We start from the raw sequence: 16,679 nt of genomic DNA, 5'->3' as shown, positions 1-16,679 counted from the left end.
TAATCTCATCCTTTTAGTGTCCTCTATTGTCAGGGTAAGTTGTACAATATACGGTATCAATACCGTAGTGATACGGTGTTCGTTTTTAAAGGGGACAGGATTTGAATGACATAGACTACACAATACTTGCTTATGATTATGCTCCTGTTGGTATAGTTTTGACAGAAAATCGGATCATCCGATCATGTAATCAGACATTTGCTGATTTGTTTGGTTACCAGAAGCATGAGCTATATAATCAGTCATTTCGTATGCTTTACGGTTCACAAAAAGAATTCGATCGTATTAGAGATATTGGTATTGGTACATTAGAGCAAAAAGGTGTGTATTCAGATGAACGCATTATGCAACACAGGGATGACACGTGGTTTTGGTGTCGTTTCAGAGCGCAAACATTAAGCCCTGAAAACCCATTGGCCCAAACTGTCTTAAGTTTTTCTAAATTATCTGAAGCTGATGCAAAAGTGATACTGACATCCCGTGAACGTCAGGTCGTGGGATATTTGAGCCTTGGGCAAACCAGTAAAGAAATTGCGAAAAATCTATCCTTATCTCCAAGGACAATTGAAGATGTAAGGGCAAGATTACTAAAGAAATTCAAGGTCAAAAATGCAACAGCTCTTTTGGTTAAACTGGGTAATATAGAAGCCTGATAAAGTGTATTATGGATTTAATCTTGAATAGCGCCATCAAAGGCGGAAAAGAAGGGGACGATCAGATATTGATATAATGTTGTCGTATTCCCAACCATAGAAAGGTTAACTGGCATATCTGTTGCTAAGTTCAAGCTGCCGCCCATAGCATTCTCCAGTTTTTTTAAGTCTTTAGTATTTATATCAGCATATGCCTGATACCCAACGGTTTGCCCCATCTCATCCTTAACAGCTTCAGCCGCGAGAGAGCTTAATGTGACATGAACAGATGGTAAATTCCTTTGAGGTAGGCTGGGAATAATAAGTTTGCCAATCATGCCTATATAAATTTGGTCCACCGAAGATGCGGGAATGGTGGTCTTAACACGTGGTTTTTGAAGTGGCTGTGATAGAGTTAAAAGTGTTGTGCCTTTTGCTACATACATTTGCTCAGTGTCAAAATTCAAAGATTGAACGGCACCATCGATCGGGGAAAGAACGAAAGCTTTGTTTATCTCATCTTGCAAAATTAAAGCTTGTCTATGCAACTCGGGTAAGCGTGATTTATTCTGCCCTAGCTGATTTAGCAGAGAAAGGTGGTATTCGGTTTTTAACCTTTGCTGATCGATTTTAGCTTGTTCAATATCATTCAAATTGGTTTCAAGTTGCGCGTATTCATCGTTAATTTCGCCCTCTAATTCCAGCCACTGATCTGCCTGCGCTTCTGCTTGTATTGCTGCCACTGCACCTTTAGTGATGAGGTGATCATAACTTTCAGAGCGTTGTTTCATGTAATCACGTCTCTTTTTCAAAAGATCAATTCCACCTCTAACCAAAATGACTTGATCTTCTTTTGTAGAAATCGTTTGAGTTAAAGATTGCGTCTTAAATTTCAAATCAGCGATTAAAGTTTGGTGTTTGTGGTAGAGCGCGTGATTTTTGTAATTAGGGTCGGGAGGGTTCCTTCCTAATATGTTGGTGATGATTTCATTTTCGGTAGATAACCTCAATATTTGTTGCTTAATATATGTAAGGCTTTCAGATTGTGTATCTGTATTTAGGCGCAGTAATTTTTGACCTTTTTGAATGTTATCTTGTGCTTTGACATATACCTTTTGGATTTCACCACCATATACATGTTGGATTTCGTAATTTGGCCGTGACGATACCAATGTACCATCTGCTTTAATTGTGGTCGCAAGAGGGGCATATACAGACCACAGCGCGATGAAGAAAATTGTGCAGGCAAGTGTTAAAGCGGCCCAGTTTAATGGGCGCATTATATTATTTGGGAGTGTGTTTTGGTCTTTCATTGTAGTGTAACCCCCGCTTTATGATTTGCCTTTCCAGAAAGGCGGGCTGAAAACAGAGACGCATTATCGATATTCTGAATATCAAAGCTATCCGTCATTTGTGAAATAACGGCTAAACCGATCTCATCATCGGGTAAATCAACCATGCTGACTTCTGGGTGGATGACAAGCGAGCGTATTTTTTGCATCTTTTGTGCGGCGCGTGTTGGGTGTTCTTCGCGCAATGTGACTTCGCATCGTTTCTCATCGATGAATCTAAAAATTAATGTTACTTGGCGCTTTTGATCATTTGGACCATTTAGATCGGCAACATTAAACATCTCATTGGCGACCATAACAGCATTTTGGCAAAACGCTTTATCTGAGTGGCGTACAAATTGCGCAACAATCCAGTCTGTTAAATCTAACAGAGAAGCAGGTTGTAAGGGTAGGGTGATGCGTTGTTTGCCATCGTTCATGCGACTTAGGACTTCTGAACGCGGGCCAAAATCTGCCATGCGGCCTTGGTCCAAAAATAACACCTTATCGGCAATGCTCATTATACCGGAGCGATGTAGAACCATTATAATGGTTGTGCCACGTTTTTTAAGAATAGAAAGCGTGTCGCATAATTGACGTTCGCCAACGGCATCTAACAAGGCATTAGGCTCGTCCAAGAACAGATATTTGGGGCTCTCATACACTGCGCGGGCCAGGGCAACACGTTGTTTTTGGCCCGCGGAAAGTAAATAGGATTGTGTTCCCATTTCTGTATCATATCCTTGCGGTAATGCAGATATCAGGCCGTGAACACCTGCCAATTTAGCTGCCGCGATAATTTTCTCGTCATCAGGAGTATTTTGAAAACACGAGATGTTCTGTGCGATTGTACCTTTCACAATACGTGCTTGTTGAGCTAAATAGCCAACCTCCGTTTGTAACGTCTTTGGCCCAAGTGTCTTCACTTCACTTTCGTCAAGTATAACCGATCCAATCGGGCAGGGAGCAATACCACATAAGGCATGAAGCAAAGTGGTTTTCCCGCTTCCAGAATCCCCAATGATTGCCAAACATTGACCAGCATCTAAATGGAATGATACACGGTCCAGCCTTGGGGGAGCGCCATTCCCACGTGGAAATATCAAACCATCGCATTTTATCTGACCATTTAATGAAACGATCTCGGTGGGCACTGTATTTGGCTTGGTTAAATCTATATTAAGTGCCTTGTATGCTTGTAACGATACCTTGATATCCTTGAAAGCATTAACGCAGCTCTCAATGCTTGAAACTGTTTTGGCTGTTATTATGGAGGCCCCAATCATGCCACCCGCAGTTAAACTACCATTCACTACAAGATATGCTCCAAGGCTTAAGGCCAATAGTTGCGTCGAGGTACGTAAAAAACTTAGGCTTGCTGTTTGTGCGCTTCTGCTTAAGCTTGTTTGGTCTTCAAAGCGGTGTCTTTGAGATTGTAAACTAAAATAAAGCTGTGCTAAATTTACGGCAACAGCACGCATGCCTGAAATAACTGCATTGTCATGTATATCGCGTAATGTTTCCGTTTCTTTTTGCATAACATTTTGAGTATTTTTTTGCGTGTCAGCTATAGCGACTTTTGCAAATACTTTGACAGTAAACATACAGGCGATAATGCCACCAATAAGGAGGCAAAAGAGGGGGTGTATAAAGCTTAAAGCAATTAAAAATATTGGGATCCAAGGAATGTTTAAAGCGGTTGACGCTTGCGATGATCTAAAAAATGCACTGCAATGCCCTATATTTTGAATAATATTTTCACGTTTGGTGATTTCAATATTTAATGCGGATTGCGCTCCGGTCATTTCAATCCAGCGGGCTGATTTATCGAATGTCATATCTCGGTACATTTCAACAATTGAATGTGTAAAGGTGATCAAGATAGCTAAACAAAGAAGTAATAACAAAGTGCTTAGGTTTCCACTTGGAACAACCCGATCTAAAACTTGCATCATGAAAATCGGGCTGACAAGGATTGCTAGATTTGTAACAAAACTGAACATCAGCATTGGTGCAATGAGTTGTTTTAAGCTTGTTAGGGGTGCAGTTTGTGACAAAATATAACCTTGGTTTATTATCTTAGACTACAGAATGAAATTTGTTTCATCTAAGTCGTCAGGATCAACGGATTTTATGATCACTTTGTCATTTGACCCTGCGCCATCTAAACCGCTTAGATCAATTTCTGTAGCCCACCCTTTGTCGTTAATAAGATTTTGGAGGTCTGAGAACTCCAAGCCATATGATGACAAATCGATTTGGTCGTTTTGCGTTTCAAAGTCATGGATCATGTCTTTGCCGCTGCCAGCTGAGACAATGAATGTGTCGCTGGAACCATCTTTCCACCAATTTCCACCCCACATGTGATCGTTCCCGGCACCACCTTCTATTGTATCTGAACCAGTGCCACCGACGATTTTGTCGTTACCATCACCTCCATAAATTACGTCATTACCATCTCCAGCATTCAAGTAATCTTTGCCATCACCACCAGATAAGTCATCATTTCCAGAACCGCCTCTAATTTTGTCATTTCCTGCGCCTCCATCAATAATATCATCCCCAGCACCAGCACTCAGGTTATCTTTGCCGTCACCACCAGATAAGCCGTCATCCCCAGCGCCCCCTTTGATTTTGTCATCACCTGACCCACCTGAAAGAATATCATCCCCAGTTCCACCATATAACCGATCATCCCCGTGATCTCCTGAAAGTTGATCGTTGTCATTGCCGCCATATAAAATATCGTTTCCGCCGCCACCAAAGAGGATATCGTTTCCGTCCCCTCCGCGTAAATCATCATTTCCACCACTTTTGGGGATTACTTCTGGGTTTCGCAGTAAAAATGGCGCTTCGGTATCAACTTCATCAAATGCATTGGCAGACCTTGGATCAACAGCACCGTCATTTGATCCAGTTGCTTCTGATGTAGACATAAATTCTGAATAAGCGGATCCATCTTCCCAATCCACGTTTACCTTATATATGGCTCCATTTGATGTTGTTGTGCCATCCAGATCATGATCGCCTTTGTTTAAACCATAATAAAGATTACCATCCCCATCGAGGAATACAGCACCATATGCGCCTTTTGCCAAGCCAGATTGCATCTCATCGCCATATAGTGTTCCTGTAATTGGAACAGATGTAATTATTGGGGTGCCGCCATTTTCGATATCAGAGATATCAATTCGGTGTACTATGCCTTCGGCTCCATTGCTTTTGGGGGATTCAACAGCATAAAAGACATCGTCTGCTGCATTATAGGCAATGTCATAAGCACGGCCGTTGAATAGGTTGTTTGGCAGGTTGTAAACTGTTGTCGTTGGATTGCCATCAGCATCCAGATTATCGATGTCAATTTTTGTAACCCGGTTTAGAGAGCTGTGAAAACTCCATAAATTGCCACTGTCGTCAAAGTCACCAACATAATCGCCATATGGCGCTTCACCAACACGATAGGCATTACCATCTGCGTCTATCATCACCAAATCTTTCACAGATACAGGATTGCCAAGAGCATCTACGCCGTCTTTTTTTGCAATACCGTAGATCAGGTCATCTTCTACATTGAAACCAATAGCATTTAATTTCAGCCCCGTGGGATCACCCGCATCAATATATTCGTTCTGGGTTGTGTCAAAAACTTTTAACTGGCCATCAATGACTTGATACAGTTTTGCTTGACCTGGTGCAAAAGCAGAAACACTTATATCTTCGCCACCGATATTGACGTCTTTTTCATATGAAAAGATTGGGCCTTCTGTGTTTATTTCTGGTCCAGTGTTTGGTGTCGGGTCAACTTCGCGAAACGTTAAGTCTCCTTCGCCACCTAAACCAGGTACATCAATCGTGTGAGTTTCATAAACACCAGAATTGGTGCTGATTTCGCCGACAACTTGACCATTCCAAAGTACTTCAACTGTGCCTGATGTTGCTCCGCTTGATAAATTGGCGGCAAGATCAAAAGAAATGGTATAGGTTTCATCCGCTTGTGTTGTGACAGATTGGGAAATGCATGAATGACCATCTTCTTCGATTAAATCCCATGCTTCAGATTTTTCATACTGTGCAAAACTTGTAGGTGTTTCTCCATTTTGTGTTTTTTGTAAGATATTTTCGTCTTTTGCATCCCCATAAACAATATCATCGCCATCACCTGCATTGATAACATCATCGCCTGCGCCACCTTCGGCTGTGTCATTCCCGTCTTCTAAATTAAGTAGGTCATCACCAGCCCCACCAAATACAACATCATCACCTGTACCTGCATTGACTGTATCATCACCACTCCCTGCGAAAAGTTGATCCTGCCCACCATTGCCCAATACAACGTCATCGCCATCACCTGCAATGATTGTGTCATCATAACTTGGCGCTTCATCTGATACATTTGCGGAGATTTTACTTGGGTCATAAACCCATTTACCATCCACCAGTGTCCATTCATTCCCAACTGTGTCGCCAGCTGCTAAATCATTTCCGGAACCCGCATCAATAGTATCATTCCCAATATTACCATTTATCTTATCAATGTCCGTTGCTTCTGATAAAGGAGCATCATTTGCAGGTTCACTTGATATATTATCGTCCTCTGTGGAGCCTATAATTGTATTGAAATTTGATTTTTCTACTTTTGAAGTCGCAGCGCTATCGGCCATTTCCATCTCCTGACTGGTATACGGTAGGAATAGGGTAGAGTGGCAAAAGAAATATTAATTAAGACGATTTTCAACACGTATTGATTGAATAGTTTATTGAAAATTTTAGAGGTCTAAGAATTTAGATTTTTTTCGCGTCTGTGAAATAAAGCTTATTATAAAAATGAATGTAAGGATCAGAATTATCGTTGGGGCAGGGGCGCTGTCTATAAAGAAACTTAAGTAGATACCACTCACACCAGAAATAAATGTGACGGCAACAGAGATAAGCAACATTTTTTCAAACTGTTTGGTTAGTAAGAACGCAATTGCACCAGGTGCGATCAACAATCCAATAGCCAATATGATACCAACAGCTTTTAGTGTCGCAACAATGGTTAGGGATAAAATAGCCAATAAACCATAATGTAGAGCAAAGACAGGCAAGCCCGCCGCTTTTGCTTGTGCAGGATCAAAGGCATGCAAGAGTAAATCACGGCGTTTTAGAAACACTACCAATGCAACAACCAGTGATATCAGTCCCGTGGTTAAGATATCAGAGCGCGTTATCCCCAACATATTCCCAAACAGGATATGATCTAAATGTACATCGGTATTGATTTTCGTGTACATGACGATCCCCAAACCAAACATACCAGAAAACACAACACCCATGACTGTGTCTTGTTTTACGCGACTATTTTCTTTTAAAAATCCCGTTGCCAAAGCGCAGATCATGCCTGCAGTAAAAGCACCAATAATGAGGGGGATATTGATAATATATGCAATCACAACACCTGGTAAAACAGCATGACTGATTGCATCGCCCATTAGAGACCACCCTTTTAGAACCAGATAACAAGATAGCAGGGCTGTTGGAACAGAAATGATTGCAGTGATAATAAAGGCGTTGATCATAAAACCTAATTGGAAGGGAAGTAATATCTCATCCATCATTTGGCTCCTTTATGACTGCGGCTTTCTTTTGACGGGCCGCGATGTAACCATGTTTAGGAGCGAAAAAGAAAGCTAATAAAAATAGCAATGTTTGCAAACAAATAATGATCCCTCCTGTGGCGCCATCTAGAAAAAAGCTGATATATGCACCCACAAAACTTGTGATTGATCCAATGGCCACACTTAAAAGTAGTAAGCGTGGAAAACGATCTGTAAGCAAATATGCCGTTGCACCAGGAGTAACGACCATAGCAATCACTAGAAAGGCGCCTACTGTTTGCAAAGCTGCCACACATGATGCAGATAATAGCATAAAAAATAGCACCTTCAGGCGGTCAGGATTGATCCCAATAGAGCGTGCATGGCTTTCATCAAAAAAAGCGACCATCAAATCTTTCCATTTCAGCAACAGGATCGCTAATGATACAAAACCAATGATTGCAAGCTGTAATGTATCATAAGGTGTAATGGCTAGGATGTTTCCCAATGTGATGGTTTGAATATTGATGGATGTTGGGGAAATCGATGCCATGAACAGGCCGAGCCCAAAGAATGAGGTGAAGATCAAACCAATGATAGCATCCTCTTTTAAGCCCGACCGTTGGTTTAGAAATAACATCGCACCAGCAGCCAAACCACCAGCGGCAAAAGCGCCTAATGCAAAGGGTAGGCCAAGCATATAAGCGCCTGCAACACCCGGAACGATTGAGTGGCTTAAGGCATCCCCGATTAAGGACCACCCTTTGAGCATTAAGTATGCGGATAGAAACGCGCAAACGCCGCCAACCAATGCGCTTACCCACATGGCATTGGTCATATAGCCATAACTAAAGGGTAGGAGTATGGTTTCGATCACTTCGATCCTCCAGCTTTACTGCCTTTTGGTTTATCGTCGTACAGAACGAATGGGCGTTCGTCGTCAGTCAGAACTGTCACTTGGCGCGTATCGTCATCATCATGTAAATCTTTGCCGCTTAGAACAAAATGACGTAATACACCGCCAAAGGCTTCTTCGAGATTAGATTGGGTGAACGTTTCGCTGGTTGGCCCGTGTGCCAGAACCGTACCTTTGACCAAGATTGTACGATCACAGAATTCTGGTACAGAACCAAGATTATGCGTGGCGACTAGAATGACACGACCTTCATCACGCATATCACGCAGCAATTCGATAATCGCGTCTTCGGTTTTTACATCAACGCCTGTAAAGGGCTCATCCAGCAAGATCACTTTGCTTTCTTGCGCTAGTGCTCGCGCTAGGAACACGCGTTTGCGTTGCCCACCAGACAATTCGCCGATTTGGCGATCGCGAAAATCATTCATACCAACTCGGGTCAGGGCGTCTGTCACAACTTTATGATCAGAACGCTTTGGGATACGCATGAAGTTCATATGGCCGTAACGCCCCATCATAACCACATCTTCAACCAGAACGGGGAATGACCAGTCAACTTCTTCGGCTTGGGGAACATAAGCCACAATGTTTTGCTTAAGTGCAGACTTTACGGGCATATCTAATATAGATATATCACCCAAAGATGCTGGAACAAAGCCCATCAAGGCTTTGAAAAGGGTGGATTTACCAGAACCATTCACTCCGACCAAAGCTGTGATCGTACTCGTTGGTATCTCAAAGCTTGCATCGTGCAATGCTGTGTGACCGTTTTTATAGGTCACAGTTACATTACGTGCGCGAATACCAAAGTTGGATGTGATATCCTTCATTGTGAAATCCTAATCAGTTGCTGCTGTCAAGGCTGTAGCAATGGTTTCTGATGTGACACGTAGTAGGTCTAAATAAGTTGGTACAGGGCCATCAGCCGAAGTCAGCGAATCTACATACAATATTCCTCCAAAGGCGGCGCCTGTTTCACGCGCGACTTGTTTGGCTGGATCGCTGCTGACCGTACTTTCACAAAACACGGCAGGAATGTTGTTTTCACGTATACCATCAATAACTTTACGTACTTGTTGCGGTGTACCCGTTTGATCTGCATTCATAGGCCAAAGGTATAATTCTTGCATCTGAAAATCACGCACGAGATAGCTGAACGCACCTTCACATGATGCCAACCAACGATTTTCGGCAGGAACCTCTAATATTGCTTCGCGTAGGGGCGCAATATGATTTGTTAATTCAGCTTTGTATTTCTCAGCGTTTGCTAAATAAATAGCTGCATTTTCTGGGTCCTCTTTTGTAAAAGCTTTCTGAATATTGTCTATATATATATGTGCATTATCCAAAGACATCCACGCATGTGGGTTTGGTTTGCCATTATATGATCCTTCGGTGATGCTCATCGGTTCAATACCACTTGTCAAAGTTGCACTTGGGACATCTTTAAGATTGGAAAAGAATTGCTCGAACCACAATTCGAGGTTCATACCATTCCATAGTATTAGATCAGCATCTTGAGCCTTTAGAATATCACGCGGAGTAGGGGAGTACCCATGAATTTCAGCACCTGGTTTCGTGATAGATTCCACAATTGCTGTGTCACCCGCAACATTAGAGGCCATATCAGCGATAACTGTGAAGGTTGTGATGACTTTCAATTTATCTTCTGCATGAACAAGACTTGCAGGTATAAATGTTAGTATCAGTGCAAAACTACCTGATAGAATGTTTTTTAAGGCTGACATTTATCTTTCCATTTTAAATAAGGGTTGAAAGCTGCTTATGAGAATTACTCGCAACTGTAAAGCTTATTGCGAATTACTCGCAATAAGGTGAGATAATGAATTATGTCTGTGTTCTGGTTATTACTGGGGTGTTTTATATCGTAGTTGTCGGATCACGTAATTAATGAGATTTCCAATCCAATAAAAACAAACACTTAGTTCTTAAATTGTGAGGTTGAGAATAAAGTTGTAAAAATGTTTATTACCAGCAAAAGGTAATCAAATTAAAATTAATTTATATGAGTTGTATATCTAAAGAATGCACAACTGGTATGGCATAGTGCACTTCGATTGACATAATTATAAAGTATTCCGTAACACTTTTAAAGCATGTGCAACTTCAGCATAGTGCCGTTTTCTTATATGCACAGCAGAGAAAACCGGATGCAAAATTTCTGGCGCATCCTCTACAAATCGAATGCTAGGAAGCGTCAGCATAAGGTCGGGTATAAATCTTTTAGGAAGGTATGTACTTCCACCAATACGTTTCAAAAGTTCGACTGATAACTCTTCGAAGCCAACTGAAAGTGCGCCGTTAGAAAATTCTGGTAAGAGTGACTGATGACACTGGTTGAAGAATGATGTGTAGCCAGTATTGATATATGTCTCTTTGGAGATTTTGTTTATAGTATTACTTTCCGTAGAAACCATTACAAATTGCTCTGATCCAACCTGTTGTATGTCAATGTCTGGTAAATATTGGGGGGAATATAAAATGCCGATGTCAACGACACCAAGTGACAAGTCTCGAACGATTTGGTTGGAATAGTCTGCTTGTAAATCAATAGCCTTTCGTGGGTAATGCCTGCGTAACTCAATCACCCAATCCACAAGTACGGATCGCATCAAACTAAATTGTCCAGCCAAACGCAGTAAACCATCCCTGTTTGGGCCTGCGCCTGCATCTCTGCGCCCTTGATCCCATGTCGCCAAAAGAAGGCGTGCGTGTGGCTCAAAACGAAACCCCGCAACAGTGGGTGTAGCACCTGCGCGGCCTCTTTCAAATAAGGTGGCGTCTATGGCTGTTTCCAATGCCTTTATCCGAGCGCTAACGCTTGATTGGGTAATATTCAATCGTTCAGCAGAAAGGTTAAAGTTTCTGCTTTCTAAGACATCCAGGAATGTTTCTATAAGTTTAATCTCCATATCAATCGCTATAGGCGATTGATGATCGATTTACAATCGATTGTACAAGTTTTTTTGTGTGAATTATACGTTTTTCATAATTTTGGTTCTTCCTAAGATTCTAGGAAGCCTGATTTTTAAGAAACCCTATGCTGGAGAAAGCCATCATGAACCAAAACATACAAGACCTTTTGGGACGTCGCCAACCAGGCCATGCACTTGAGCGGTCGTTTTATAGCGATCCACAGATATTTCAGGATGATCTGGAAAACATTTATTACAAAGACTGGCTGTTTGTGACGCCAGTTTGTGAACTTCCCGAAGTTGGAAGCTATGTAACTTATAAAGTTGGCGATTATCAGATTGTTGTTGTGCGTGGTGCAGACAATGAAATCCGAGCATTCCACAACACATGCCGCCACCGTGGTTCAATTATTTGTAAGGCCGCCAAAGGCAATGCTGCTAAACTTGTGTGCCCTTACCACTCTTGGACTTACAATCTTGATGGTTCGTTAGCCTGGGCACGTGACATGGGGCCAGATTTTAAACCAGAAGATCATGGTCTGAAATCTGTACATTGCCGCAATCTGGAAGGTCTTATTTATATTTGCCTTGCTGATGATGCGCCTGATTTTGATGCATTCTCAGATGTGGTGCGCCCTTACTTGGCACCGCATGATTTGGAGAATGCAAAAGTTGCAGTTGAATCACGTATCATTGAAAACGGGAATTGGAAGTTGGTTTGGGAAAACAACCGCGAATGCTACCACTGTGCTGCCAACCACCCAAGCCTCATTAGATCCTTTCCAGAGGATCCTCGCGTGTCTTACCTTGGGAATGGGAATATTCCTGATTATATTGCGGAACACTTTGAAGCATGCGAGGCAGCAGGGCTCCCAGCATATTATAAAGTACCAGAAGATGGTCATTATAGACTGTCAAGAATGCCGCTGGTTGAAGGCACGAAAAGTTTCACGATGGATGGTGAATTTGCTGTTCCAACCAAACGTTTGGGCAATATTCAGAAAGAAGATTCTGGGGTATTTAATAAATTCCATTACCCGAGCACATGGGCGTACTTCTTACCAGATCATTGTATGACATTCCGTGTCACGCCAATTAGCCCAACAGAAACAGAATTGGTGACAAGCTGGCTTGTACACAAAGATGCTGTGGAAGGTAAAGACTATGACGTCGATCACTTAACCGAAGTTTGGGTTGCTACAAATGAGGAAGATCGTCGTGTTGTAGAGGATAACCAGATTGGCGTGAATTCCCCGGCATATGTACCTGGCCCTTACTCACCTGAGCATGAGGTTAGTGTCCGAGGCTTTGTCGATTGGTATGCTGAAACGATGGAAAAGCGTCTGCATGTTCAAAGCATCGCTGCAGAATAAATAAATGAACAAGGCTGGTGGATACTGAGTAACCATTAGCCTTGTCTAAGTTGGAAATTCTGTACTCTGTACAAATTAGGATAAAACCCATGAACAATACTGAAACAGACCGTAAACGGTCACAATCTGTATGGTCAGATTCCGAGATGCTGGAATGTGTGTCTGTTATTCCAGAAATGCCCAATACGGCCAGCTTTTCATTCCGCGCGCCTTCTGGGGCATTTTTCGATTTTGATCCTGGGCAGTTTTTGACGTTGGAAATACCAACAGAAACTGGAACGGTTCATAGAACTTACACGATTTCATCGTCACCTTCGCGTCCTAGAACCATAACCATTACTGCGAAAGCGCAACCAACGAGTATTGGAACACGTTGGATGTTGGATAATCTGCAGACTGGGATGCGTCTAAAAGCAATTGGTCCTGCGGGATCATTCACAAACGCGTCACATGAAAACAAAAAGTTTTTGTTCATCTCCGCTGGATCTGGCATCACGCCAATGATGTCTATGACCACCTGTCTTTGGGATGAAGGAAAAGATATGGATGTCGTGTTTATCAATTGCGCACGCCGCCCATCAGAAATTCTGTTCCGTCAGCGGCTTGAACAAATGGCGAGTCGAACCTCGGGTTTAGAGCTTAAATTCGTTGTGGACGAGCCAGACGCATACAGCCCATGGACAGGCTATCAGGGGGTGTTAAATCAATTAATGCTTGGCCTTATGGCACCTGATTATCTTGAAAGAGAAGTCTTTTGCTGCGGCCCAGAACCATTCATGCAGGCTGTTCGCGATGCGCTTTCTGGCCTTGGGTTTGATATGGAAAGATACCATCAAGAAAGCTTTGGCGCCCCATTAGAAATGAGCGTGGATGAACAGATATCTGATGATGTTGTTCTGGATGATGATACAGAAGCTGAGGTCTATTTCCATAAATCTGATGTCAGATATAAATGCGCTGAAACCGATACTGTATTGGCGACGGCTAAAGCAGCGGGATTAAACATCCCATCAGGCTGTACCTTTGGTGTCTGTGGCACATGTAAGGTCAAGAAGCTGACTGGCGATGTACATATGGTTCACAACGGCGGCATTACAGAAAGCGATATTGAAAAAGGCTATATACTTGCGTGCTGTTCAAACCCAATTGGGAAAATCTCGATAGAAGCTTAAAGGTATAAAGATACCTCCTGTGCTGTAGGTATTAGAACCTTCCTGTGGTAATATCTAGCAGCAGGTAGCTGGTGGTCATCTGACAAGTTTGATGATCACCAGCATTATTTTTTTTAATTAATATTAAGTTAAAAACTCTATTCGGCTTATCAATTAATTGGCGCATTGATACATTTATACTTATGGCCAATTCTGAAGGAGAAATTGGAGATTTTATGTCGAAAAGATAAAATTTATGTCGTTAAATAATTAGTGGATCAACCACTTATGTACTATTCTCAATCCCAAGACATACGTATGAATTGATGCGAATTTCTTATCCCTGATCGTCCCTGCGATGTAAGAGATGAAACTCCTCTTTGAGTGTTTCTTATTGGACGTAACTGGTGATCACTTAACAAGGATTGTGATCACCAGTTTTTAATTATCTAAGGTTATGAATAAGATTGCTACTTAGTTGTAGAGCAGGGCTCATACTTAAATATCTTCTGATCAGAATTCTGAGATTGTGCTCTAGCTCTGTGATCTTCAAAAGCAAAATTGAGGAGTCTTTATAATAGCTTCTGAGGCCGTATTGGCTTGGTGCGTTGCCATTCGTTATCCAAAGCACAGGGAGTAAAAATAAGTGCTGTTGTAATACCATGTTCGGGCAATTGTGGGGGTAATTCGCTCATTTTGAAAACCTCTCAATTATCATATTGACGACAGCTAATTAATTCTGAAAAGTAAAACCAACTATATATCTTACTAAAACAATAAGATTTAACATAACCCTTGTTTTTAAACAGAAAGTTTCCACTTTGAATACCTCAACGGCTATCGCAATAAGGTTCAGATTGATGGGAAATGGTTTTCATCAATCTGTATTATTGGCACTAGTACTCATCATTCAAAGCAGCTTTGATTTACCCGTCTCCTATGTGGGTTTTATTGTCAGTTTAGGGTTATTGGGGTCATTAGGTATTGGCAAGGTTTACCGGCGTCCATTATGCACTGGCGTGCTGGCTTGATGATGGCAGATAGAGCAAGTTAAAGTAATGTTAAACAAGTCGATTTATGTCTTTTTACACCTAGTGATTATTCTCAGTATCCTAACTAGCAGCAGCTTGGTCAGGGATTTTACGTTGAAGACTAATTATGCTGCAATCCAGATAAACTCTCTCTCATGTACCTCATACGCATGTGATGAGCAGAATTTAAAATCAAAACAAGATAGACAGTATGAAAATAGTGGAAACAGATGTGCGGAGCTGTGTTCCAATGCTCTTTTTTATTCAGGTAAAATTTTTGCATATGGTTCAACAGAACAAAACAACCATCAATATGAAAAAGACCCATTAAGAGGAACAACAGTCAAGTTAGAACCAAAACCTCCAAAAAGACGAATTTAAACTAAGCGCGATTGAGCGCAAAAAAAACATTTCAATTCAATTTTTGGAGAATCCAAATGACACAACGTTCAACACATTCCGTTGAAACTCAGACACTATGGGAAAAAATATCGAATAGTGGTTCAACACAATTAACAAATAAAGATGCAGATCTTATTGCATTAATATTGCGCATAGGCTTAGGAGCCGTATTTATAATAGGTGGTTGGTGGAAGCTTTCACGCGCAATAGATCCATTACGCGCAGATGCGCTAGTTAACAAATACCTAGCACCCGACGGTTATATAAATGCCTTCTTTCAAGATTACCTTTTTTCAAATGGCATACTTTCGCCTTGGATGTTTATGACAACACTTTCCGCATTTGAATTATTTGCGGGTATCGCACTTGTTTCCGGGCTATTTGTAAGACCGTTAGCAATCGTATTTGGTTTATTAATGTGGTCATTTGTTGCCGCCTTACCAGTTTTAACAACGCCAGGCGAAAATATAGAAAACAGCACCTTTTTAACACCAGCAATGATAGTTCAGATACGTGATATTGGCTTATCTGGCTTCTGCTTTGTTTTAGCTTTAATGGGCTCTGGTACATATAGTTTTGATAGGAGCGTAATGAGTAGGGGGGCCCCCGCTAATCTTCCAAACTTAGTTCTCTCTAGGTTTACGATCCGTATTTCTATTGCTGTGGTCTTACTTGCAGGGGGAGCATTTTATGGCCTTGATCATGTAAAGTCTTGGACTAACTTTCCAATCATCCTGACCATATTAGGAATTGTACTAATATTGGGGCACGGTGTTCGTATAGCGGCAAGTATATGTTGTGTGGTTATTATATTTTATTGCATAAATAAATTCAGTCTGGACAAAACTTTATGGGATAATTTGAATGCTATAAAACGCGAAATTGCATATCTTGCAGCCGTTGCAGTATTAATTCGCTATTCTGGTGGCCAAGTTTTTCAATTTGTAAATATACTCCAGCGGCCTCGTGAGCTATTCTTTGGTAAATTACGAGAAACAGACAAACCTTAATTCTCGTATATGATAAATCAGTAAAGCTTCGTCAGCTGCTCTAATTGTAGCTGGCGATCCATCGTTCACTTGCTTCAAAGATACCAGATAAGATGCTTACCTTATTTATAACATTCATTATCGAATTTCTAATATACTGTTGAAATCTAGTCGTGGCTATATGCCGACGATTGAACATTTTTCTAGCACAGCATTTCCAAGCTGACCTGACCCAGCGAATGTCATGAAGCTTCACAGGCCATATGGTGTTGCTAGCTTCGTTCTGATGGGTGCTAAATGCTACTTAGAGCATTTCTCTCAAAATCTCGAAGATTGAAGGAT

General features: G+C 41.5%; 12 protein-coding genes. 4 read left to right on the top strand and 8 right to left on the bottom strand.

What is annotated here, in order from left to right; genetic code table 11:
* Nucleotides 1-101 precede the first annotated feature (101 nt).
* Nucleotides 102-653, top strand: coding sequence for a LuxR C-terminal-related transcriptional regulator (locus F9L33_RS04135; RefSeq protein ID WP_226803932.1), 552 nt, complete (start codon nucleotides 102-104; stop codon nucleotides 651-653).
* Between the two features lie 17 nt (nucleotides 654-670).
* On the opposite strand, the gene F9L33_RS04130 is transcribed toward F9L33_RS04135, so the two are convergent.
* The 8 genes from F9L33_RS04130 to F9L33_RS04095 all read right to left on the bottom strand — a co-directional run bounded on the left by F9L33_RS04130 (nucleotide 671) and on the right by F9L33_RS04095 (nucleotide 11,388).
* Nucleotides 671-1,945 carry an HlyD family efflux transporter periplasmic adaptor subunit gene (locus F9L33_RS04130; protein ID WP_152141459.1) on the bottom strand — a complete coding sequence of 425 codons (1,275 nt, stop codon included), beginning with the start codon at nucleotides 1,943-1,945 and terminating at the stop codon, nucleotides 671-673.
* Nucleotides 1,942-4,020: an ATP-binding cassette domain-containing protein gene (locus F9L33_RS04125; RefSeq protein WP_152141458.1), complete on the bottom strand. Its 2,079-nt coding sequence runs from the start codon at nucleotides 4,018-4,020 to the stop codon at nucleotides 1,942-1,944. The genes F9L33_RS04130 and F9L33_RS04125 overlap by 4 nt, the downstream gene beginning before the upstream one ends.
* A 27-nt stretch (nucleotides 4,021-4,047) precedes the next feature.
* The gene (locus F9L33_RS04120) at nucleotides 4,048-6,624 is read right to left on the bottom strand and encodes a calcium-binding protein (RefSeq protein ID WP_152141457.1); all 2,577 of its coding nucleotides are present in this window, start codon (nucleotides 6,622-6,624) and stop codon (nucleotides 4,048-4,050) included.
* 105 nt (nucleotides 6,625-6,729) lie between these two features.
* Nucleotides 6,730-7,557 carry a metal ABC transporter permease gene (locus tag F9L33_RS04115; protein ID WP_370452085.1) on the bottom strand — a complete coding sequence of 276 codons (828 nt, stop codon included), beginning with the start codon at nucleotides 7,555-7,557 and terminating at the stop codon, nucleotides 6,730-6,732.
* Nucleotides 7,550-8,416, bottom strand: a complete 867-nt coding sequence (locus F9L33_RS04110; RefSeq protein ID WP_304505326.1) for a metal ABC transporter permease — start codon at nucleotides 8,414-8,416, stop codon at nucleotides 7,550-7,552. Before F9L33_RS04110 ends, F9L33_RS04115 begins: the two co-directional genes overlap by 8 nt.
* Nucleotides 8,413-9,285, bottom strand: a complete 873-nt coding sequence (locus F9L33_RS04105) for a manganese/iron ABC transporter ATP-binding protein (RefSeq protein WP_152141454.1) — start codon at nucleotides 9,283-9,285, stop codon at nucleotides 8,413-8,415. Before F9L33_RS04105 ends, F9L33_RS04110 begins: the two co-directional genes overlap by 4 nt.
* A 9-nt stretch (nucleotides 9,286-9,294) precedes the next feature.
* Entirely contained in the window at nucleotides 9,295-10,203 is a 909-nt protein-coding gene (locus tag F9L33_RS04100; RefSeq protein WP_152141453.1) for a metal ABC transporter substrate-binding protein, read from the bottom strand.
* 339 nt (nucleotides 10,204-10,542) lie between these two features.
* Nucleotides 10,543-11,388: a LysR family transcriptional regulator gene (locus F9L33_RS04095; RefSeq protein WP_152141452.1), complete on the bottom strand. Its 846-nt coding sequence runs from the start codon at nucleotides 11,386-11,388 to the stop codon at nucleotides 10,543-10,545.
* A gap of 146 nt (nucleotides 11,389-11,534) precedes the next feature.
* Here F9L33_RS04095 and F9L33_RS04090 point away from each other — a divergent pair, with 146 nt between their 5' ends.
* The 3 genes from F9L33_RS04090 to F9L33_RS04080 all read left to right on the top strand — a co-directional run bounded on the left by F9L33_RS04090 (nucleotide 11,535) and on the right by F9L33_RS04080 (nucleotide 16,358).
* Complete coding sequence (locus tag F9L33_RS04090; RefSeq protein ID WP_152141451.1) at nucleotides 11,535-12,764, top strand: aromatic ring-hydroxylating dioxygenase subunit alpha; 1,230 nt, start codon at nucleotides 11,535-11,537, stop codon at nucleotides 12,762-12,764.
* 89 nt (nucleotides 12,765-12,853) lie between these two features.
* Nucleotides 12,854-13,936, top strand: coding sequence for a hybrid-cluster NAD(P)-dependent oxidoreductase (locus F9L33_RS04085; protein ID WP_152141450.1), 1,083 nt, complete (start codon nucleotides 12,854-12,856; stop codon nucleotides 13,934-13,936).
* Between the two features lie 1,447 nt (nucleotides 13,937-15,383).
* Entirely contained in the window at nucleotides 15,384-16,358 is a 975-nt protein-coding gene (locus F9L33_RS04080) for a DoxX family protein (protein ID WP_152141449.1), read from the top strand.
* Nucleotides 16,359-16,679 lie beyond the last annotated feature (321 nt).

The sequence above is a fragment of the Amylibacter sp. SFDW26 genome, assembly GCF_009184395.1.
In the GTDB taxonomy this organism is placed as follows: Bacteria; Pseudomonadota; Alphaproteobacteria; order Rhodobacterales; family Rhodobacteraceae; genus Amylibacter.
The sequence above is the reverse complement of the archived record's forward strand: the minus strand, read 5'-3'. Positions and strand labels throughout refer to the sequence as shown.